The organism is Microbispora sitophila (assembly GCF_014892245.1).
Lineage (GTDB): Bacteria > Actinomycetota > Actinomycetes > Streptosporangiales > Streptosporangiaceae > Microbispora > Microbispora siamensis.
In genome coordinates, this window is the sequence record NZ_JADBGC010000021.1 from 113,479 (window position 1) to 136,014 (window position 22,536).

Sequence of the window (22,536 nt, forward strand, 5' to 3'; positions counted from 1 at the left end):
CACTCCCTTCAGATCCACTCGTACCGGCGGTGGTGGTCCTCCACCGCGCGCAGGGCCAGCATCGGGCGCCGGTCGGCGCACCGGTCCAGCAGGTGCTCGTAGGCGGCCACGTCCACCTTCCGGTCGCGCTCGGGCACCAGGCAGCGCATGCTCTCCGGCAGCACCTCCAGGTATTCGGCGAAGGTCAGCTCGGCCCTGGCCGACAGCCGTCCGGCGATGTCCATGGCCGCGACCTCCTGGGCCGACCTCTGGTCGGCCACCCCGCTGAAGAACTCCGACGAGCAGCCCGAGCCGTAGGAGAACAGGGCGACGCGCAGCGGCGCGGCGGGCCGTACGGTGTCGAGCGCGCTGGCCAGGGCGAGGTAGAGGGATCCGGAGAAGAGGTTGCCGACCTCGCCGGGATAGGCCAGCGACGGGCCCACCCGCCGCTCGAAGTCGGCCTCGATCTCGGCCGGGGCCGCCGCGGTGAACTCGCGCAGCAGCTTGCGGTGCCCGGCCTTGACCATCCCCGCGAACGGCGTGTGCAGCGCCAGCAGGTCGAACGTCGTCATCAGGTCGACGTCCTCGACCCGCGCGCGGTAGTCGGCGAAGCTCTCCCGCAGGCACTCCAGGTAGGCGAGCAGCGACCGGTCCACGTCGGCGATGTCGTACGCCGGGGAGGGCCGGGCGGTGTCGAGCGTCTCGAAGCTGTAGAGGCCGAAGGCCCCGGGGTCGAGGACGAGCACCCGAGGGTCGTCGCCGACCAGCATGGCGACCGCGCCGCTGCCGGTGGCCGGCTCGGCGTACTCCGCCCGTTCGTCGGCCAGCGCGACGTCGGTGGCGATCACCAGCGCGCGGGCGCCCGGCGAGACGCCCGACGCGACGTAGGAGGCGGCCAGGCGCAGCGCGGCCGTCGCCGAGTAGCACGCCTGCTTGACCTCCAGCAGCCGGCAGTGCCGGCCGAGGCCGAGGTGCTCGTGCACGTACGACGCGACCGACTTGCTGTAGTCGACCCCCGACTCGGTGGCCGTGATGAGGAACTCGACGCTGTCGCGCTCCTCCTCGCCGAGCCGCTCCAGCAACGGGGCGGCGGCGTTGACCGCGTTGGTCACCGGATCCTCGAACGGCAGCGCCACCGCGCGGCGCGCCATCATGAGATTGCCGAACCGGCCGGCGTCGAGCCCCCGCCCGGCGAACAGCTCGGCGACCGGCACGCACGCCACGCCGCCGTACACGTTGAGGGACTCGATGCCGGTGAGCCGTTCTGTCATCGTCGGCCCTGCCCTTCCTCGATCGATGCGGTCCGCCCCGCGTCGCCGGGGCGCTCGTCACCGGCTCCGAGGCGGAGGAAGCCGGCCAGTGCGCGGTTCACCTCGTCCGGGTGGGTGACGCAGGGGAAGTGACCCGCGTCGGGGATCTCGACGTACCGCGCGTCGGGAATGAGGCCGTGCAGCAGATGCGCGGTCTTGAGCGGGATGACCGAGTCGTGGCGGCCCTGGACGATCAGCGTCGGCACCGAGATGCCCGGCAGCCGGCCCAGCAGGTCGGGCTCGGCCGCGAAGACGTCGAGGTAGCGCAGGCCGATCCGCGGGTCCATGCTCTCGCAGCGCAGCAGCGCCGCCTCCAGGTCGTCCCGCTGCTCGCGGATCCGGGCGGACCCCGACCCGGCGATGATGTGGTCGAGGTCCTCGGCCACCACGCGTTCCAGCCGGTTGACGGCGCCGGCGCGGTTGGCGTACTTGTACGACCCGCAGATGATCGACAAGGACGCGGTGGCCTCGGGGTGCCGCAACGCGAAGTTCTGCGCCAGCAGGCTGCCGAACGACGCGCCCGCGACGTGGACCGGGAACTCCACCCCGAGCCCGCGCAGGACGTCGAGGTGCAGGGCGGTGATGCCGTCGAGGCTGATGTCGCCGTCCGCGGTGGTCGCGCCGACCCCGGGGTGGTGGATCACCACGACCCGGCACCGCCCGGCCAGGTCGCGGAACTGCCGGACGAACACCCCCGCCCCCATGTTGAACGGATGCATCAGCAGCAGCGTCGGGCCCTCGCCCGCGCTCAGCACCTCGACCTGTCCCCCGCCGTACGGCACGAGCGTGCGCCGGACGGCGGGAGCGGCCTCCCGCACCGCCGCCCAGTTCTGGTCGGCCGGGCGGTAGCCCTCGCGCAGCACGTCCTGGATGTCGGACGGCACCTCCCCGGCGGGACGGTAGGCGGCGCGGGCGGCGTCGAGGGCCGTGACCGGCTCCGCGGCGGTCATCAGGCGCGGCACCTCGGCGGCGGAGCCGAACAGCGCGGTCAGCCGCTCGGCGACGACGTCGATCTCGGCCTTGCCGTACCCCAGGGGGACGGCCAGCCGGACCAGCCGGTCGCCCGCGAGGTGCGGCCCGCCGCGCACGCCGGTCTCGCGGAACATCCAGGCGAGGAACGACGGCACCGGATGGGGCAGGCCGGCGAGGCGGTCCATGCGGGACAGGTCGAGCAGCAGACAGTGCCCGCCGGGAGGCCCGGCGAGCGGCACGCCCGCGGCGTCGAGCCGCCGCCACAGCGTCCGCACGCCGCGCATCCGCTGGCGCACCAGCTTCAGCACGCCCTCGCGGTCGGCGAGGGCCAGGGACAGCGCGCGGCGATCGAGCAGGCTGAGACCGGGCCCGCGCAGCTCGGCCTCCTCCCACAGCCGCGCCGCCACCTCGGGCAGGCGGGTCGCCACCAGGCCGCCCGCGTGGACCCCGAAGTCCTTGGTGGCGCTCATCGTCACGACGTCCGCCGACGCGAGCAGGTCGCGCACCACGTCCCACACTCCACGGCCCTGGTGTCCCGGCTCGTGCTCGGCCACGAACACGGCGTTCTCCACCACGCGGGTCGCGTCGACGACCAGCGGCACGCCGTGCGCCGCGGCACGCTCCCGCACCTGACGGAGATTGGCGGCCGACACCGGTGCGCCGCCCCCGGCGTTGCCGGTCAGCTCGACGGCGACGAAGGCGATCTCCCCGGCCTCCAGCGCCTTGTCCAGGGCGGCGAGGTCCAGGTCGCCGCCGAAAGGACCGTCGGAAGCGGACGGCACCGGGACGGGGTCGAAGCCGTTGTCGGCCAGATTGAACAGCAGGGTCGGGAAGAGCCCGTTGTGCGGCACCGCGCCGCGCCGTCCCGGCCACGACCGGCACAGCAGCGCCTCGGCCGCCCGGCCGGACGGCGCCGCGACGACCGTGTCGAACGACAGCCAGGGAGGGGTGAGCTCGTCGCCCGCGCCGGGCTCGGCGGCACGGCGGATCAGCTCCTCGACGCGCCGTACCACCGCCTCGTCCGTACGCTCGGCCCACGAGTCGGTGACCAGGTCGAACTCGACGGCCCCCGACGGCAGCCGCAGCGGGTTGTGCCCGTGGGCCGCCAGCAGCGCCTCCCGCTCCCCGGCCGTGGCCGCCGGGCCGGCGTCCTGCCGCCCGGCGGGGCCGGAGGAGGCGGTGACAGCGGCGGGGCCGCCGGAGGCGGCAGGTGCGGTGCCCTCGGCGGGGCCGCCGGAGGCGGCAGGTGCGGTGCCCTCGGCGGGGCCGTCGGAGGGGGCGGGTGGGGTGACGTCGGCGGGCATGGCCGGGTCGGCGATCATCAAGATGACGTCGGCGACCGGGGTCCGCGGCCCGTCGGCGGGCTGGCAGAGGTAGAGGGGCACGTTCACGGGCCGGAACTTGTTCTTGAACTGGAAGTTGCCGGTGCCGAAGATGCCCGCGCCGCGCAGCTCCTCCAGTCCCTGTTCGACCTCGGGCGCGGCGTTGGGCGAATCACACACCTTGGCCCCGAAGCTCGCGCCGAAGCTGAACAGCGTGCACCCCTCGGCCACGAGCAGTTCGATGATCTTCACGATGGCGTACTCGAGGCCGCCCAGCGGGCCGTCGGCGGGGTAGAACTCCACGTCGAGCAGGTAGCCGTTCTCCGACGGGACGCGGGTCACGACCACCGCGTTCACGAGGGCGTCGTCCAGGTAGGTCAGGAAGACCCGATGCCGCTCGTTCAGCAGGCCCTCGCGGATCTCTTCGCGGACCCTGCGGACGTACGGGTTGGTCATCTGCTTGCCTCCGGCCCAGCGGTCCACCAGCTCGGCCAGCCGGCGGTCCGTCGCGGGGTCGGAGCCCGAGCGGTACTCCACCGTGCGGCAGGAGCCGCTGCGCTCGAACCGCTGGACCATGTAGCGCAACCGGCTCATCCGGCCGCCCTTCAGCGTGAACCGGCTCAGGTCCTCCAGGCGCTGCACCGCGCCGAACGGCGTGGCGGTCAGGCGGTGGCCGCCCGCCTTCTCCAGCCGTCGCAGGGACAGGAAGTTGGCCCTGAGGCCGTGCCCGCGCGCGTAGTCCAGATATTCGGCCACGAGCTCGGTGAAGTACTCGTCCGGGCCGACGTAGCTCCAGGAGAACAGGTCGTCGTCGCGGCGCGAGAACGTGAAGAACCCCTGGCGGGACGAGCCGAGGAACAGCAACGGCGCGATGTCCCGGCCCGCGAGTCCGGTCTCCTTGGCGTACCGCCGCTCCAGGTCGGCCACCAGGTCGCGCAGGCCGGGTCGCTCGCTGACGGCGGCACGCGGGACGATCAGCGGCGCGCCCTTCCCGTCGTCCGATGCCCCGGCGGCCCGCACCGCGCCGCCTGCACCGGCGGCCTCGGGCGCGCCGGTGGTGGCGTCGGCGGGGGCGTCGGTGGGGGCGTCTGTGGGGGCGTCATCGCCGGAGGCGGCCAGCGAGGCCACGGCGGCGGCCCCGAACGTGTCCTGCAGCCAGCGGGTCAGCTCGGTGAGCGTGGGCCGGTCGAACAGCAGCGACTTGCGCAGCCCGCCGAGCCGTTTCTCCAGCGCGCTGATCACGCGCAGCATGTCGAACGACGTGAGCCCGTTGTGCTCGAAGCTCCGCGCCGGGTCCAGCGGCCGCCGGATGACGCTCTCGACGAGGTCGCGCACCGCCCGCTCGGCGGCCGCCCGGCCGTCGCCGTCGATCACTCCCCCAGCGCCCGCCCCCGCGGAGGCTCCCTCTGCCGGACCTTCCTGCCTTTCCGAGGGAGCACCCACGGGCGCAGCGGTTCCCCGGACGGCGGGCTCCGGCGCGGGCCGGGCGGGCCGGTCACCGGACGGCGCGGTCAGCGACGTGATGTGCGCGGCGAGCGAGTCGACGCTGTCGTGCTCGTACATGTCTTCGGCCTTGAGCTCCAGGCCGTACGCCGCGCCGAGCACGCGGGCGAGGTCCATGCGGAAGATCGAGTCGAGACCCAGCTCCGCGAAGGGCCGGTCGCCCTCGATCTCCTCGGCCGGAATGGCGAGGATGCGCGCCAGGTGTTCCCTGACGCTCCGCGTCACCGGCGCCGCCGCCTCGGCCGTGACCCGCACGGCGGCCGTGACGGCCACCGGCTGTACGGCGGGCTCCTCGGGGGCACGCGGGGCGGCGATGGTCTCGCTCGGCGCGGACCGGCCGTCGTCGGCGGGCGCCGCGCCGCGCATGGCGGGCTCGGGATGTTCCCCGGGCTCGCCGGGCCGGGCGGGGTTCCCCTGCCCCCGCGCGGCGTCCGGCGGGGCGAGCCGCACCCGGGCCCGGCGGGCCGGCCGGGGCCCCATGCTGTGCCGTACGTGCTGGTTCGGCTTCTGCACCGTAACCTCCGTGGTGACCTCCGTGGTGACCTCCGTGGCGGGACGGGACTCCTCTCGGGTGAACCAGAACCTGGTCCGGCCGAACGGGAAGCTCGGCATCGGCAGCCTGCGCGGCGGCCGGGCGCCGCCGCCCGCCCGCCGGGCCCTGTGGGCGGCCCAGTCGACGCGCGCCCCGGCGACCCAGGCGCGGGCCAGTGCGTCCAGGTCCTCCTCGTCGCAGTGGCCGGCGTTCCGCGCGGCGGTGCCGACATGGATCACAGCGTGGCCGCCGGGCGCCGTGTCACCCGCCGCCGCGGCGCGCAGCGCCGACACGAGCTCCTCGTGGCTCGCCGCCACCACGGCGAGCCGTTCGCGCAGTTCCTCCCGGCCGGCCTGCAGCGTGTACGCGACGCGTGACAGCTCCAGGCCGGGACGTTCGCCGAGGAAGCCCGCGAGGCGGGTCGCGTACGCGCGCAGCGCCTCGCGGGTCGGCGCGGACAGCACGAAAAGCTCGGGTCCGGCCGGCGAGGGCTCCGCCGCTTCCTCCGCGGGAGTCACCGCCCGCTCCAGCACGACGTGGGCGTTCGATCCGCCGAAGCCGAACGAGCTCACGCCCGCGCGCCGGATCGGCCGCCCGTCGGGCCCGGGGGTCGCGGGCCAGGGCAGGGCGGCGTCGACCAGGTGGAACGGCGTTCCGTCGAGCCTCAGGTAGGGGTTGACCTGTCGCCGGTGGAGGGTAGCGGGCAGTTCCCCGTGCTCCATCGCCAGCAGGACCTTGAGAACCCCGGCGATTCCGGCCGCCGCCTCCAGATGACCGATGTTCGTCTTGACCGAGCCGACGCCGATGTGCGGGGTCCGCGGCATCGGGCGGCCCCAGTCCTCGTACAACCGGGTGAACGCCTTCTTCAGGCCCTCGATCTCGATGGGATCGCCCAGGCGGGTGCCCGTCCCGTGCGCCTCGATGTAGGTGAGCGTGGCCGGGTCGGCGCCCGCCTCCCGGTGCGCCCGGACGAGCACGTCGGCCTGCGCCTCCGGGTTGGGCGCGGTGAGCGACGCCGACCTGCCGCAGTGGTTGACGGCGGTGCCCCGCACCACCGCGTACACGTGGTCGCCCTCGGCGAGCGCCCGGTCGAGCGGCTTGAGCATCACGACGCCGACGCCCTCGCCGCGCACATAGCCGTCGGCCGCCGCGTCGAACGTCTTGCATCGTCCGTCCGGGCTGAGCATCCCCGACTGGGTGAAGGCGACGAACACGTCCGGGTTGAGCAGCACGTTCACGCCGCCGGCCAGGGCCGTCTCGCACTCCCCCGCCTGGATCGCGCGGACCGCCCGGTGGATGGCCACCAGGGCGCTGGAGCAGGCGGTGTCCACCGCCTCGCTCGGGCCGCGCAGGTCGAGCAGGTGCGAGACCCGGTTGGCCAGCACCGCGTGCGCGACACCGGTCGCCATGTGGGCCTGGACCGGCACGCCGTGCCGGGTGAGCAGGGCGTCGTAGTCGGAGGTCGCGACCCCGGCGAACAGCCCGGTCGCGGTTCCGGCCAGCTCCGAGGGCCGGTGCCCGGCGTCCTCGATCGCCCGCCACGCGGCCTGCAGGAACAACCGCTGCTGGGGGTCCATCAGCGCCGCCTCCGCGGGCGAGATGCCGAACAGCCCGGCGTCGAACGCCGCGACGTCGTCCAGGAAGCCGCCCTGCAGGTGCCGCGTCCGATCGTCCGCGCGAAGGTCTGTGCGGTCGTCGGGCACCGGGCCCACGAGGTCGTCACCGCGCACCAGGTGCCGCCAGAACTCGGTCAGGTCGGACGATCCGGGAAGCATCCCGGCCATGCCGACCACCGCCACCTCGACCGGCCGGCGCTCACCACGGGGTTCCCCTACGGCGCCGTCCCCCTCGCGCGCCTCGCCGGGCCACTCCGGTCCCTCCTGCCGCTCGCCGCTGCGAGCCTCGTCGCGCGCGTCGTCGGCCGCCGCCCCCGTCTCCGGGGCCAGTGAGGCGGCGACGGCGGCGTCCGCCTCGGCCTGCACCGTGGTGTCCACGACGGTGGGCTCACCGGCGGCCGGCCGGTCCGTGCTCTCGTCGGCGGGCCGCTCCCGGCCGGCGTACCGGGCGGCGAGCTCGGCCCGGTGGTTGGCGTCGAGATAGGCGGCGAAACCGGTCAGCGTGGGGCACTCGAACAGGACGGTGGGCAGGAGATCGAGCGCGTAGCGCTCGTTGACCTCGTTGATCAGCTCGGTGAGCGAGACCGAGTCGAAGCCCAGCTCCATCAGGTCGGCGTCCGGGTCGACCTCCGACTCGTCCACCAGCAGGAAGCGGGCGGCCACCGCGCGCAGGTCGCGCTCCACGTGGGCCGCGTACCCCTCGGCGTCCTGCCCGCCGCCTTCCCGCGAGGCGGGCGCGGGCGCCCCGTGGGAGGCCTCGCGCGGCACAGGCGACGGCGTGTCCGCCTTCCGCGCGCCGGGCCCGCCGGCGGACTCGGCGACCGCCGGCTGGAAGACGACGAAGCTCGGCTCGTCCCCCGCGAGCGCCCGGCGGAACGCCTCCAGGCCCGCGGCCGTGCTCAGCGGCGCGATGTCCCAGTGACGGGCCATCAGGCGTTCGGTGGCCTCGTCCACGGCCATGCCGCCCTCACGCCACAGCGGGTAGCCGATGGCGACCGTGCGGCCCCGGCGCCGCCCGGCCAGCCGTTCCCGCTCCCGGTCGCGGGCGAACGCGTCGAGGAAACCGTTCGCGTACGCGTAGTCCGCCTGGCCGAGGTTGCCCATCTCGGCCGTCGCCGAGGAGAACAGCACGAAGAAGTCGAGCGGATCGTCCCTCGTCAGCGCGTCGAGGTGGAGCGTCCCGTCGATCTTCGGGGCCAGCACTTCGGCGACCTCGCCGGGCGTCTTGAGCACGGCCCGGGCATCGCGGGTGACGCCCGCCGCGTGGACGATTCCGTGGAGCCCGCCGAACTCCTCCCGCACCCGCTGGAGCAGGCGCTCGGCGTCGGACCGTACGGCGATGTCGGCGGGCAGGTAGCGCACCCGCACGTCCCCGCGATCGAGGGCCTCGATCCGGGCACGGCGCGTCTCGCCGAGCGGGGAGCGACCGGTCAGGACCAGGTTGACCGGGCCGTGCCCGGCCAGGAACTCCGCGACGAGCAGCCCGAGGGCGCCGGCTCCCCCGGTGATCAGGTAGGTGCCGCCGGGACGCAGCGGAAGACCGGCGCCGTCGGCGGGCGTGAAGCCCTCCAGCACGCGGATCCGGCGTCCCGCGCCGTCGTACCGCACCTCGGTGACGCCGCCGGCCTCGGCGCAGAGTTCCTCCGCCAGCAGGGCGGCGAGCCGCCCGCCGGGCGTGCCGGGGTCGAACTCCACCCGGGCGGCCGTGAAGCGGGTGTGCTCCAGGGCGAGTGTCCGCAGGGTCCCGGCCACGGCGGCGTACGCCGGGCGGATCGGCTCGGCGCCGCCCGCGTGCGCCACGACGACGCGCAGCGAGGCCCCGCCGTCCCGCCCGAGGATCGAGACGGCGGTCCAGAACGGCGCGTGGAACCCCTCCCGCACGTCGGCCGACGCGTCGCGAGGCTCCGCGGCCGGTACGCGCAGGAACGCGTCGGGCAGCAGGCCACGATCGGCGAGGTCGTCGATCAGCCGCCGGCAGTGGTCCGGGTGGCCCGGGACCAGCGTGTAAACCCCGTCGTCGCGCCGCCCGTAATCCGCTCCGGCGACCACGGACACGCAGGTCACACCGCGTCCCGCGAGCTCGCTCTCCGCGGCCAGGCGCAGGGGCTCGTCCGCGAGGTCGAGCAGGGCCACGCGGGGCGGGCGGCCCTGGCGTACCGGGCCTGCCGGACGCCAGACCGGACGCAGATAACGGCACCCACCAGCCCCCTCACCGCCTGGGGCGGCCGTTGCGACGGCGGTGGCGCCGGAGCCGGCGCTCTCCGAGGCGGCGCCGAGAGAGCCCGCGCTCCGCGACCCGTCGCTGCCCGAGCCACTGCCCGAGCCACTGCCCGGGCCGCTGATCGGGCCGCTGATCGGGCCGCTGATCGGGCCGCTGATCGGGCCGGTGCCCGCGGAGGCCGGCTGTTCGACCGGGGCGACCGGGGCGACGGTCAGGCCATCCACGGCGAGCAGGACGACGCCGTCGTCGGCGGCCAGCCGAAGGTCGAACCGTCGGCGTCCCCGATCGTCCGCGGCCGTCTCCGCGACATGGACCCAGCACGCGGGCGGCAGGGGGGCCGGGCACAGGGCCCGGTCGAGGCCGACGGGGACGTAGCCCGTCGCTCCCTCGACCAGCGCGGCGGCCGCCTGGAAGGCGCCGTCCAGGAGCGCGACCTGGCGCGCGAGGCCGCCGTCGACCCCGTCGAGCCCGTCCCTGCCCGTCTCCTCCGCCGCCGAGGAGCCCGGCACGGCTTTCGCGGCCGGGACCTCCCGGGCTGCCGCCGAGTCCGGCGCGGCGGACACCGCGGACACCGCCGGCACCGCGGGCACCGCCGGCACCGCGGGCACGGCGAGGCGGGCCAGGCACTCACCGTCGCCGACGCGCAGGGCGGAGACGACGCGGAGCCCCGGCCCGTAGTCGAGCCCCGCCCGGCCGAGCTCGCGGTAGAAGCCCGCGACGTCGATCTCCCGGCCGCACCGGGACCTGATCGCGTCGAGTTCGAGCACCTGCGCGGTGTCGCGAAGAACCGCCTCCGGTCCGGTCACGCCGTCACCGGCCGGGGCCGCGGCGGCGAGCGGGGCCAGCAGGCCCTCGGCGTACGCGGCGCCGTCTCCACGGGGTCCGAGCACCCGGAACCGCCGGCCGTCCTCCTCCGGAACGAAGCGGACCGAGACCTCACGAGTGCCGGATTCGAGGGTGATCGGGCGGTGCCAGCGCACGTCGCGCAGGGCTACGGCCGCGCCGGACAGGCCGGAGGCCGAGCGGACGAGTCCGAGGACCGCCGCGCCCGGCAGCCAGCGCGCCCCGCCGACACGGTGATCGGTCAGGTGCGGCTCACCGCCGTCCAACCGCAGGAGCACCGTCTCCCCGGAGCCGGGCCCTGCCTCGCCCGGCGGCACGGACGTCGTCGAGCCGCCGTGGGACGCGGCGCCCGCCGCATCCCCGTCGACCGCACGGGTCGTATCGGTCGCCCCGGTCGTATGGGTCGCGCTGGCCTCGGCGGGCGCCACCGGGCCGTCCAGGTCGAGCCAGTAGCGCCGGCGTTGGAAGGGATAGGTGGGGAACGACGCCCGCAGAGGCACGGGAGCGGGCCACAGCATGCGCCAGTCCACCGGCGCCCCGGCCACCCACACGCGGGCGAGCTTGGACAGGCTGCGCCTGGCCAGGAGCGCCGCCAGGAACTCCGCGCCCTCGTCGTCGTCCAGCAGGAGCCGGGTGTCGGCCCCCTCGGCCCTGCCGGTGACGACGTCGGGATGCGGCTCGCCCGACGCGTACGCGCGCAGGCGCTCCGCGAGGCCCCGCCGGTCGGTCGCCAGCACGGCCAGGCGCTCGGTCATCTCCTGGCGGCCGACCTGGCTGGTGTAGGCCAGCTCGCGCAGCGTGGCCTCGCACGCCGCGTCGTCGTCCACGAAGTCCGCCACCCGCGCCGCGTAGGCGCGCAGCCGTTCGGCGTCGCGGGCGGACAGCAGGAAGAGCTGCCGCTCTCCGTCGTCGGGCAGCCGGGGCCGGTTCTCCATGTGCTCCTCCACGACGACGTGCGCGTTCGCGCCACCCGCGCCGAACGAGCTCACGCCGGCCCTGCGGGGAACGGCCCGCGGCCCGCCGCCGAGGTCGATCACCGGCCGCCTCCACTCCGTCGCCCGCGACGGCGGAAGGAACGGCGACCTCACGAACTCGATCTTCGGGTTGAGGGTCTCGAGGTGGACGCAGGGCGCGATCGTGCCGTGGCGCATCTGGAGCAGCACCTTCGTCAGCCCGGCCACGCCCGCCGCGGCCTCCAGGTGGCCGATGTTCGCCTTGACCGAGCCGATCGCGCATCGGCCCACGCCGTCGTCCCCGGCCGCGCCGAACGCCCGGGTGAGACCGGCGACCTCGATGGGGTCGCCCAGCTCGGTGCCGGTGCCGTGGGCCTCGACATAGCCGATCGTCCGGGGATCAACCCCGGCCCGGCGCAGCGCCTCCGACACCAGCTCCGCCTGCGCGTTCGGGTTGGGGACGGTGAACCCGGCGGTCTTCCCGCCCGCGTTGACGGCGCTGCCGCGGATCACGCCCCAGATCCGGTCGCCGTCGGCCAGGGCCCGGTCGAGCGGCTTCAGCAGCACGGCGCCGACGCCCTCACCGGGCACGTATCCGTCGGCGCGGGCGTCGAAGACCTTGCACGCGCCGTCGGCCGACAGCATGTTCATCGCGCACAGGGACACGTGGTGGTTGGGGTGCAGGATGAGGTTCACACCGCCCGCGATCGCCATGCGGCACTCGCCCCGCCGGATGCTCTCCACCGCGAGGTGCACGGCGGTCAGCGAGGAGGAGCAGGCCGAGTCGACCGCGAAGCTGGGCCCGGACAGGTCGAAGAAGTACGAGACCCGGTTGGCCACCGACCAATAAGCAGAGTGCGCCCCCGACAGGCGCCCCCGCGGCCACTGGGTCGCCCCCAGCTCGCCGTACGTGCCGTACATGATGCCGACGAACACGCCGGTGCGCGGTTCGCGGGTGTGCTCACCCAGGTAGCCCGCTTCTTCGAGCAGGTTCCAGGTCGTCTCGAGGAACAGCCGTTCCTGCGGGTCGATGTCGACCGCGTCGCGCGGCAGGATGCCGAAGAACCCGGCGTCGAACCGGTCGACGCCCTCGATGAACCCGCCCCAGCGGCTGTAGGTGCGCTGCGGCCGGCCGCGGCGCGGGTCGAAGTAGGGACGCCAGTCCCACCGGTCTGCGGGCACCTCGGTGACGCAGTCGTTGCCCTCGGCCAGGTTGCGCCAGAAGGCCGCGAGGTCGGGCGAGCCCGGGTAGCGTCCGCTCACCCCGATGATCGCCACGTCGACCGGCCGTGCCGCGTCTCCGCCGCCGTCCACGCCGCCGGCACGGACAGTCGCGGGCGTGGTGGACGTGACGCCGGGGGGCGCGGACGCTCCGGAGGCCGCGGACGCCTCGGACGAGCCGGAGGACCCGGAAGGCTCGGATGAGCCGGACGAGCCGGAGGGCTCGGAGGACTCGGAGGGCTCGGAGGACTCGGAGGCGAGCACGCCGCCCAGCCGCTCCGCGTGCTCCCGTACGAGGTATCGGGCGAGCTGCTCGATCGTGAGCTGCTCGAACAGCAGGGTCGACGGCAGCGGGCCGAGGTCGCGCTCGAACCGGTTGATGATGTTCAGGCTGATCAGCGAGTCGATGCCGAAGTTCTCGAACGTCGTGCGCTCGCCCAGGTCCGCCTCGCGGAACTTGAGCACCTCGGCGAAGACGCGCTTGACGTAATCGCGGGCCTGCCGGTCGAGCCGCGCGCCCACCGGCGCCGGGACGGCTCCCACGCCGTCCTGCCGATCGGCCGCGATGGCCGAGGTCCCGGAGGTCTGCCGCCCTTCCCCGGCGGCAGACGTCGCGGCCTCGATCCCGAACCTGGCCAGTCCGGCGGGCCCGGCCTTCACCACGAGGGCCTGCGGCACCCCTGCGGCGAGGATCCGCGTGAACGCGGCCATGCCCTCGGCGGGCTCGACGGAGCCCACGTCGAGGTCGGCGAAGCGCCGCCGGTGCCGATCGGCCGCGCCCATGCCGACGGCGCCCCAGTAGCCCCAGTTCACGACCACGGCCGGGGCCTCACCCGCCTTCCGCAGGTGCAGGCCGTACGCGTCCTCGAAGGTCCCGGCCGCCGCGTAGGCCGCCTGCCCGGGGGTGTCCACGAACGTCGCGGCCGAGGAGAAGAGCATGAGGAAACGGAGCGGCTCCCCGCGCAGCGCCTCGTGCAGGTTGACCAGTCCCGTCGTTTTCGGCGCCAGCGCCGCGAGGAAGGTCTCCTCGTCGAGGTTGGCCAGGGTGCGGTCCGCCGCCACGGCGGCGGAGTGCACGGCGCCGTCGACAGGCCCGAACCGCTGCCGGACCCGCTCGACCGCGTCGCGCAGGGCGGCGGGATCGCAGACGTCCGCCCTCTCGTACATCGCCTCGCCGCCCAGGCCGGCGATCTCCGCGATGCGGCGCTCGATCTCCGTATCCCGCTCGCGGCGGCCGATCCACGCCAGGCGGGCGCCGTAGGTGCGGGCGAGGTGGCGGCTCAGCTCATGGCCGATGCCGCTCGCACCGCCCACGACGAGGCACACCCCGCCGTTCGGGAACGGCAGGCCGGTGGCGGGAAGCCGGGCCGGGACGAGCGTGCGCGTCCAGCGGCGGTCTCCCCGGCGCACCACGATCGGCGCGCCCTCCGTTTCCGCCCGTACGGCACGCGCGGCCGCATCGGCGTCGGGCACGTCGCCCAGGTCGACGCAGGTGACGGTCCACCGGGGGTATTCCGCGCCGAACGTGCGGGCCAGGCCGAGCAGCCCCGCGGCCTCCGCGCGTGCCGCCGCGCCGGTCGGCGCCGCCTCCACGTCGTCGAACGGCACCGCACCCGCCGTGACCACCGTCAGCGTCCCCCGCTCGGGGCGCTCGCCCGCGATGAGGGCCTTCATCAGCCGGAACAGGCCGAGCATGACGGGATGCCCGGAGGCGTCGCCGGGGCCCGTGCCGGCCAGGAAGTAGACCCGGTCGTACGGCGGGTCGAGCCGCGCCGGATCGAGTTCGGCCAGCGGCAGAGCCCGCGTGTGGCCGCCGTCGTGGAGCGCGACCAGCGCGCGGGCGAGGGCGGCCGACTCCGCCGTGTGGACGACCAGCACCCGCCGCTCGCCGCCGGCGTCCGCGCCGGCCGGGACGCGCTCCCGCGGTCCGGCCTCCCGCCATCGCGGCACGTACAGCATGCCGTCCAGGGCGTCCGGCACCGGGCGTACGACGAGACCGGACAGCCGCACCGCGACACGTCCGTCGCGGTCGGCCACCTCGATGGTGAAGCGGTGCTCGCCGTCCCGTCTGACGTGCGCGTACGCGGGTCCGGTCAGCGGCGCGAGGACGTCGACCCGGTCGGCGGAGAACGGCACGGCGGGACCGGTCGCGCCGTCCGCGACGAGGGCGGCCGCCGTCTGCAGCGCGCCGTCGAGCAGCGCCGGATGCACGGTGAAGCGGTCCTCACCCGGCCGGGGCGCGACCGGCGTGCCGTCGGGGGCGTTCGTGAGCGTGCCCAGTGCCTCCTCCGGGCCGAGGACGACCTCGGTGAGGGTCCGGAAGGCCGGGCCGTAGTCGATCCCCGCGGCGGTGAAGGTCCCGTACAGCTCGTCCGCGGTCCGCCGCTCACGGCAGCGGGCCCGGATGCCGGCCAGGTCCAGAGTGTCGGCCAGGTCAAGCGTGCCGGCGGACCCGTTCCCCGGGGACACCCGGCCGGTGACGTACGGGCCGGCCGCGTCGCCGGCCGCCAGCGCGAACGTGCCGTCGGCGGCCAGTTCGACGTGGACGGGCCCGGCGTCCTCCCCGAGGGGACGCAGCCAGCGCACCGACGACAGCGTGAGGGGCGGCGTGACGCCCTCCCGCGCGGCGGCACAGGCCACGGCCTCCACGGCCGCGGCGGCGGGCAGGATCGGCTCGCCGTTCACCCGGTGGTCGCGCAGGAGCCAGGGCACGGCGAGGCCGAACGCGTCCTCCCGTGCCCGCCCTTCCGGCGCGGCCTGCGCGGCCTGTGCGGCCTGCTGGGCGGGCCGGGCGGAGCGGGGGCCGCCGATCCAGTGCCGGTCGCGGGCGAACGGGTAGGCCGGCAACGGCACGCGGCGGGGCCGGCTGCCGTGGTGACGGTCCGCCCAGTCGACGGCCTCCCCCCTGACGTAGGCCGCGGCCAGCCGCTCCGCCTCGCCCGCCGTTTCACCTGCCGGTCTCTCGGCGGGCTCGGCGCCGTCCGGCGCGCCGGTCAGGAAGGAGCCCGGCGCCCGGCCCGTACGCAGGAGGGCGCGCAGCCGCTCCTCCAGTTCGGTCAGGTCGCGGGCGACGACGGCGGCCCGTACGGGCAGGTGACGGCGGCCCACGGCCAGCGTGTACGCGACGTCCTCCAGCGTGTACGACGCGGGCAGCGCGGCGACCGCGCCGGCCAGGTCCGCCAGCCGGCGGCGCAGCGCCTCGCCGGTCCGCGCGGAGACGGGGACGACGTGATCCTGCTCCGGGGTGTGGCCGTCCTCACGCGGCACCGGCCGCGGCGGCTCGGCGACCACGATGTGACAGTTCGTGCCGCTGAAGCCGAAGCTGCTCACCGTCGCGACCCGGCTGCCGGTCGGGCCCGGGCGCCAGTCGGTCAGCTCCCGCAGCACGTAGAACGGGCTGCCGTCGAGGTCGATGTTGGGATTGGGGCCGTCGAAGTGGACGGCGGGGGGCAGCTTGCCGTGCCGCATGGCGAGGAGCACCTTGATGAGCCCGGCCACTCCGGCCGCCATCGTGGTGTGGCCGACGTTGGCCTTGACCGAGCCGATCCCGCAGAAGCCCACCCGGTCGGTGCCGGTCCTGAACGCCTGGCTGAGCGCCTTCACCTCGATCGGGTCGCCGAGCGGGGTGCCGGTGCCGTGCGCCTCGACGTATCCGATGTCGTCGGGGCGGACCCCGGCCCGGCGGTGCACGGCGGTGAGCAGGTCGGTCTGCGACGTGGCGCTGGGCGCGGTGATGCCGTTGGTCCTGCCGTCGCCGTTCACGCCGGTCGCCCGGATGACCCCGTGGATGTGGTCGCCGTCGGCCAGCGCGCGGTCGAGCCGCTTGAGGACGACCACGCCCACGCCCTCGCCGAGCACCGTGCCGTCCGCCGAGGCGGCGAACGGGGCGCACCGGCCTGTCGGCGACAGCATGCCCACCTGGCTGCAGCGCACCTGGAGCTGTGGCGTGAGCATCAGCGCGACACCGCCGGCGATCGCCGTCTCGCACTGCCCGGTGCGGATGCTCTCGCAGGCCAGATGGACCGCGACCAGGGAGGAGGAGCACGCGGTGTCCACCGCCATCGTGGGCCCGGTCAGGTCGAGCAGGTAGGAGACCCGGGCCGCGAGGATGGAGGGCGAGGTGCCGAGGAAGCCGTACCCACTGTCGAGCACGCCCTCCTCCTGGAGCAGCCGCGCGTAGTCGCCCGCGCCCGAGCCCACGAACACCCCGCACCGCGGCGGCCGGCCCGAACCGGGGGCGGCGTAGCCGGCGTCCTCCAGGGCCTTCCACGCCTCCTCCAGGAACAGCCGCTGCTGGGGGTCCATCGCCTCCGCCTCCAGCGGCGACACGCCGAAGAAACCCGCGTCGAACGCGTCGACGTCGTCGAGCATGGCCGCCCAGCGGCTGCACGACTTGCCGGGAACCGTGCGGTCGGGGTCGTAGTAGGCGTCGGCGTCCCATCGGTCGCGGGGGACCTCCGTCACGGCGCAGCGCCCGGCCGCCAGATCGGCCCAGAAGGCGTCCAGGTCGGGCGCGCCGGGGAAGCGTCCCGACATGCCGATGACCGCGATGTCGTCCCCCCGCGGCCCGCCGTCCGGGATCGTCTCGCCGGGTTCGGTGCTTCTCGTCGCCGCACCGCCGTCAGAAGGCGCGCCCTGGTCGTGCGCTTCCGCGGTCGGCTCCTCAGCCGGAGACACGCCGTCGTCCGGTTGCGGGACGGCCGCATCGGCCCTCGGCCGCGGAGGTTCCTCCGGGCCGTCGGCCCGGGCGGCGGGCTCGGACGCGCGAGACGCGGCGGCGGGACCCGCGGCGCACAGTTCCTGGACGAAGTCCGCGAGGCGCTCGACGGTCGGATGGTCGTAGACGGCCACCGAGTCGAGTTCGACGCCGAAGCGCTCGCCGAGCTCCTGGCGCACCAGCTCCGCCGTGATCGAGTCCACGCCCATGTCGCTGAAGGGAGTGCGCGGGTCGATCTCCTGCCTGGACACGTAGAGCTGCTCGCACAGCGCGTCCTCGATGGCGCGGACGATCTCCTCGCGCGGCACGCTCGCCGTCTGCCCGAACACCGTCTCCTCGGGCGCCGTCTCGTCGAACCGCGTCTCCTCGATCGCCGTCTCCTCGATCGTTGTCTCCTCGGGGAGCGTCGCGTGGACGGTGAGCGGGCGGGGGCCGCCGGCCGCCACCGCTCGCCGGGCCGGACCGTCCTCGAAGGCATCGGCTTCGGCCGCGCCGGCGGGTGGGGAACCGGCGAGGGACACGAGGGTCCGCGGCGCTTCTGTCCCGCCGCGCCGCCAGTCGCCGAGCCAGCAGCGCTCCTCGGCGAAGGGGTACCCGGGCAGCATGGGCAGCCTCCGGGCGGGGCGGGGGTGGCACGCGGCCCAGGGCACGTCCGCGCCGCCTACCCAGGCCGCGGCCACCTCCGCCTGTCTTCCGGCCCGGAAGAGCCGGACGGGGTCGAAGCCCGCGAGGACGCCGCCGCTGACCGCCCCGGTGGCCGGCTCGGCGGCCGTTCCGGTCGCCGGTCCGGTCTCGGTTCCGGTCCCGGTCTCCGCCGGCGTCCACGACCGGACGCCGTCCCCGGGCTCGCCGTCCACGAAACGGGACAACGCCGTACGGATGTCCTCGAGGTCGTCCGCCAGCACGGCCAGCCGTACGGGCATGGGGGTCCGGCCGACCTGGCTCGTGTAGGCGAGGTCGGCGAGCTCGGGCAGCGGTTCCCCGTCGTCCCCGGGACGCAGGAAGGAGAGGTAGGCACGGGCGTACTCCCGCAGCGCGTCCTGCGTGCGGGCGGACAGGACGAACAGGTGCGGCCCCCTGCGGCAGGCACGGCGCGGCGGCCTGGGCGCCTCCTCCAGGATGACGTGGGCGTTCGAGCCTCCCGCGCCGAAGGCGCTCACGCCCGCCCTGCGGGGCCCGCCGCCCTCCGGCGCCGGCCACGGCTCCAGCCGCCGCTGCACGCGGAAGGGCGAGTTCGCGAAGTCGATGTGCGGGTTCGGCTCGGCGGAGTGCAGCGAGGGCGCCAGAGCCGAGTGGCGCAGCTGGAGCAGCGCCTTGGTGACGCCCGCGATGCCGGCGGCGCTCTCCAGGTGACCGATGTTCGACTTGACCGAGCCGACGGAGCGGGCGCCCGGGGCGAGCCCGGCGCCGGCGAACGCCTGCCGCAGGCCCTCGATCTCGATGGGGTCGCCGAGCGAGGTGCCGGTGCCGTGCGCCTCGACGTACCCCACGGTGCGGGGGTCGATCCCGGCCCGCCTGACCGCCTCGCCGATCACCTTCGCCTGCGCGGACGGGCTGGGGACCGTGAAGCCGCTGGTCCGGCCGCTGTGGTTGACCGCGCAGGCGCGGATGACGCCGTACACGTGGTCGCCGTCGGCGAGGGCCCGGTCGAGCGGCTTGAGCAGCACGGCCCCCGCGCCCTCGCCCGGCACGTAGCCGGTGCCGTCCCGGCCGAAGGCGCGGCAGCGCCCGTCGTCGGACAGGAACTGGCCCTGCGCGAGCTGGAGGTACTTCTGCGGGTGGACGCTCAGGTTGACCCCGCCCGCGAGCGCCAGGTCGCACTCGCCCCGGCGAATGCTCTCGACCGCCAGGTGCAACGCGGTGAGCGAGGACGAGCAGGCCGTGTCCAGGGCGATGCTCGGGCCGTGCAGGTCGAAGGTGTAGGACACGCGGTTGGCGATGGCCGAGTGCACCGCCATGGGCCGCACGCCGTCGTCGGCGGAGTCGAGGAGCTGGTAGTGGTTCCACATCACGCCGACGAACACCCCGACCGGCAGGCCGGAGAGCGCGGCCGGCGGGTAGCCGGCGTCCTCCAGGGCGTGCCAGCCGACCATCAGGAACAGCCGCTCCTGGGGGTCCATCCGCTCGGCGTCGCGACGCGAGATGCCGAAGAACGCGTGGTCGAAGCGGTCGACACCGTCGACGAAACCGCCCCAGCGCCCGTACGTGCGGCCCGCCGTGCCCCGCCGCGGATCGAAGATCTCCTCGTGGTCCCAGCGCTCGGCCGGCACCTCAGTGACGCAGTCGCGCCCGCCCGCGAGGTTGCGCCAGAAGGCGCGCAGGTCCCGCGCCTGGGGATAGCGGCCGGCCATGCCGATGACGGCGATCGGGGTCTGCTCGTTCGCCCCTGCCCGGCCGCCCGCCGCGCCGGCGAGGGCCCGCTGCTCCCGTACGGCGCCGGACCGCGCGCCGAACGGCAGGGACGTGCCGTGCTGTTCGGGCTCTTCGGATGTGACGGCCGGGAGGGCCCGGCCGACGGCCGCGCGGTCGCCGTACGCCGCGACGATCGTCACCTCGTCGTACGCCCCCGCCTCCTCGAGCGTGCGCAGCCCCACCTCGCTGGGCATCGGGGCCAGCCCCGACGACGCGCGGGCACGCTCCAGCACCTCGGGCGCGACGCGCATGCCTCCTTCGGCCCAGTAGGGCCAGCCGATCGCGAGCGTGCTCCCGGACCGGTCGGGCCGCTCCGCCCGCAGCCGGGCGAAGTGCTCGAGAAAGGCGTTGCCGTACGCGTAGTCGCACTGGCCGGGGTTCGGCAGGGTCGCCGACAGCGAGGAGAACAGCACGAACATGTCCAGGTCGTCGTCCGCCGTCGCCCGGTCGAGGCTGACCACGCCGTCGATCTTGGTCCGCAGGACCTCCGCCGACGCCGCCGGGTCCTTGGCGAAGAAGACCGCGTCGCGGACCAGGCCGGCGCAGTGGAAGACGCCGTCGACGCGGCCGTACAGCGCGCGCACCTTGTCGAGGGCCGCCGCGGTCTGCGCGGCGTCGGTGATGTCGGCCCGGAGGTGGACGACCTCCGCGCCCGCCTCCTCCCAGGCCGCCATCCGTGTGGCCGTCTCGGCCCGCAGCGGCCCCCGGCCGAGCAGCGCCAGCCGGGCGCGCCAGCGCCGGGCGAGGTGACCGGCCAGCAGGGCGCCGATCCCGCCCGTGCCGCCTGCCAGCACGTAGACCCCGCCCTCGCGGAACGGCAGCGGCTCGCCGCCCGGCCGGGCCTGCGCGTATCTGCGGACGAACCGCTCACCGTCGCGATACAGCACCTCCCCGTGGGCGTCCGCCGCCGCGCCGCGGGCGTCCGCTCCGGCGGCCGCCTCGGTGAGGATCGCGGCGGCGACGGCCTCGACGTCGTCCTCGTCGGCGTCCACCTCCACCCTGCGACAGCGCAGCGCCGGGACCTCGGCCGACAGGGTGCGGGCCAGCGCCCCGACCGCCGCGTCCTCGGGACGCGCCGCCCCGTGCGGGGCCGTATGGACGTACAGCACGTCGACCGGCTCGGCGACGCGGTGGTCGGCCAGCGCGGCGGCCAGTGCCCAGACGGCGTGGTAGGGCCCGTCCCGGTCCGCCGTCTCCGCATCGGCGAGATCGGCGAGATCCGCGGTGCCGCCGGGATCGGCGACGACGGCATAGGTCCTCGGCGCGGCGGCGGTCCTGGACAGCTCGCCGAGCAGCAGGCGCGCCTGGTCCCGGTCGCCGGGACGCATCTCGCAGGTGTCGCGGTCGATCACGGCGAACGCCTCGCCCGCCGTCACGTGCACGACCCGTCCGCCCGCGCCGGCGAGCCCGTCGCGCAGCGCGTCGGCCAGGTCGGCGGTGCCCCCGACGAGGACGAGATCACCGGGCTCACCGGGCTCACCGGGGTCACCGCGCTCGCCGGTCGGTGCGGCGGGGGATGCCGCCCACACCGGAGCCAGGCACGTCATCTCGGCCTCGCCGGACGCGGCGGCCGGGCGTTCCGCCGTCCCCGCGACGCTCTCCTCGCCACGGGTGCGCGCCGAGCCCTGGGACGGCGCAGGGCCGGTCCCGGTGTCGGTCGCGGTCCCGGTTTCGGTCGCGGTCCCGGTTTCGATCGCGGTCCCGGTTTCGATCGCGCCGCCGTCGCCGCCCGTCCGCGCCACGGGCCCGTACGTGTCCACCAGGTGGCGGGCCAGGCTGTCGATGTCGCTGAACTCGAACAGCAGCGTGGGGTAGAGCTTGCTGCCGACGACCTCCTCCAGGCCGCGGCTGATGCGCAGCATCGCGACCGAGTCGAGCCCGAGCTCGTAGAACCCGGCATCGGTCCGGACGTCCTCGGGGTCCACGCCGAGCAGCCCGGCGATCAGCTCCCGCAGGCGCCCGGCCACCTCGCCGACCGGGTCGCCCGTCTCGCCGGACCGATCAGCCTGATCGGTCTCGCCGCCCGCCGGTGTCGCGTCCTGCGCATCGGGACGGCCGACCGGAGCGCTCTCCCGCGCCGGCGCCGTGCCGTCGCCGCCCACCAGCTTGGTGATCAGCTCGGGATGACGGATCCGCTTGCAGGTGAGCTTGCGGAACTCGGCGACGAGCAACCCCTCCTCGTCGTACAGGAAGCAGTCGTTGTGGACCACGTCACCCGAGGGTGCGAACTCCTCGGGCGCCGGCACGTGCACGTGACAGCGGCCGCGCAACGGGCGAGGTGCGCGGAAGCGGTCGATGAAGACCGGGATGAACGGGTCGCCCGGCGACGGCCGCTGGCCGTAGGCCACGATGGAGGCCGCGTCGAGTGCCGCCGGGTGCAGGTGGAAGCCCTTCTCGTGGCCGGGCCCTCCGCTCTCCAGGTCCAGCTCGGCCAGCAGCTCGCCCTCCCCCTGGAACAGCGGGCCACGGCAGCGCATGGGGGCGCCGTGCTCGATCCGCTCGCCGCGTGCCTGCGCGTACAGCTCGGCGATGTCGCGGCGGACCGTTGCCCTCGCCCTGACGGCGTCGAGGTCGAGCCGCCCGGGCTCGGGCCCGTCGGCGAAGCGGAGCTCGGCCGAGAAGTTCCGTCGCCAGGACGAGTCGTCGGCGCCCGTCGGGCGGCTCTCCCCGGTCACCTGGCGTACGCCCTCCTCCTCGGGGCCGACGAGCACGCGGATCTCCCGGTCGAGGCCGTCGGCCGTGGCGACCGCCTCGGTGAACAGCACGTTGTGCAGCTCCGCGCGCCGGTGGTCGAACCCCTTGGCGATGAGGATGCGGTAGACGATGTCGAGGAAGGTCACTCCCGGCATCACCGACACACCGTGCACCCGGTGGTTCTGCATGATGAAGTCGGCGTGCCGCAGCGACAGGCGACACTCGATCTCGGGCATCGAAG

The 22,536-nt window shown here is 75.2% G+C and carries 2 protein-coding genes; both read right to left on the reverse strand.

Annotated features, from left to right (window positions below):
- Positions 1-8 precede the first annotated feature (8 nt).
- The gene (locus IL992_RS32790; protein ID WP_193207198.1) at positions 9-1,250 is read right to left on the reverse strand and encodes a hydroxymethylglutaryl-CoA synthase family protein; all 1,242 of its coding nucleotides are present in this window, start codon (positions 1,248-1,250) and stop codon (positions 9-11) included.
- Positions 1,247-22,531: an SDR family NAD(P)-dependent oxidoreductase gene (locus IL992_RS32795; protein WP_193207199.1), complete on the reverse strand. Its 21,285-nt coding sequence runs from the start codon at positions 22,529-22,531 to the stop codon at positions 1,247-1,249. The genes IL992_RS32790 and IL992_RS32795 overlap by 4 nt, the downstream gene beginning before the upstream one ends.
- Positions 22,532-22,536: the final 5 nt, after the last annotated feature.

Bases quoted from the DNA above. Each gene is read 5' to 3' on its own strand.
- IL992_RS32790 (WP_193207198.1), bottom strand. From the start codon at position 1,250: ATGACAGAACGGCTCACCGGCATCGAGTCCCTCAACGTGTACGGCGGC.
- IL992_RS32795 (WP_193207199.1), bottom strand. From the start codon at position 22,531: ATGCCCGAGATCGAGTGTCGCCTGTCGCTGCGGCACGCCGACTTCATC.